The sequence below is a fragment of the Pseudomonas sp. NPDC090592 genome, from assembly GCF_044769185.1.
GTDB lineage: Bacteria > Pseudomonadota > Gammaproteobacteria > Pseudomonadales > Pseudomonadaceae > Aquipseudomonas.
The window spans coordinates 1-1,044 of record NZ_JBIVXJ010000072.1 but is presented as its reverse complement, the minus strand read 5'-3'; the positions used below and the strand labels follow the sequence as shown (position 1 = coordinate 1,044).

The following is a 1,044-nucleotide window of genomic DNA, read 5'->3' as shown; positions in this document are numbered from 1 at the left end:
GCGCAGTTCAACCTGCCGTACGTCCACGTGCTGGTGAACAACGCCTACCTGGGCCTGATCCGTCAGGCGCAGCGTGGCTTCGACATGGATTACTGCGTGCAACTGGCGTTCGAAAACATCAACGCCAATAACGACGCATCCACTTATGGCGTCGACCATGTCGCTGTGGTCGAAGGACTGGGCTGCAAAGCCATCCGTGTATTCGAACCGCATGCCATAGGCCCTGCCCTGCGCGAAGCACAACGCATGACCGAGCAGTATCGTGTTCCTGTAGTCGTCGAGATCATCCTCGAGCGGGTCACCAACATCGCAATGGGCACCGAGATCGATGCCATAAACGAATTCGAGGAGCTGGCCACGTGTCAGGCGGATGCACCCACGGCCGTAGTCAGCTTGAAATAAAAGTCCCAGGAGAGACCACATGCCACGTTTTGCAGCCAACCTGTCGATGCTTTTTACCGAGCATGAGTTTCTTTCACGCTTTCAGGCCGCAGCACAGGCCGGTTTCAGTGGGGTCGAGTATCTGTTCCCGTATGATTACGACCCTGCGTCGATCAAACAACAGCTCGACGCCAACAGCCTGACCCAGGTGCTGTTCAACCTGCCCGCTGGCGACTGGGCCAAAGGTGAACGTGGCATCACCTGCCACCCGGACCGCATCGAAGAATTCCGTGCCGGTGTCGACAAGGCCATCGAATACGCCAAGGTGCTGGGTAACACCCAGGTCAACGCCCTGGCCGGTATTCGCCCACAAGGCCCTGACTGCGCCACCGTGCGCAAGACCTTCGTGGAAAACCTGCGCTACGCCGCGGACAAACTCAAGGCCGCCGGTATCCGCCTGGTCATGGAAATGATCAACACCCGCGACATCCCGGGCTTCTACCTGAACACCACTAAACAGGCCCTGGAAATCCAGGCCGAGGTGGGCAGCGACAACCTATTCCTGCAGTACGACATCTACCACATGCAGATCATGGAAGGTGACCTGGCGCGCACCCTGGAAACCAACCTGCAGTTGATCAACCACGTGCAACTGGCCGACAA

2 protein-coding genes are annotated in these 1,044 nt (G+C 58.0%); both read left to right on the top strand.

Features of this window, described 5'->3' with window-relative positions; translation table 11 throughout:
* A partial coding sequence (locus ACIQUI_RS28445) for a thiamine pyrophosphate-dependent enzyme (protein ID WP_403204424.1) occupies positions 1–402 on the top strand: 402 nt, incomplete at its 5' end.
* 19 nt (positions 403–421) lie between these two features.
* A partial coding sequence (locus tag ACIQUI_RS28440; RefSeq protein WP_403204422.1) for a TIM barrel protein occupies positions 422–1,044 on the top strand: 623 nt, incomplete at its 3' end.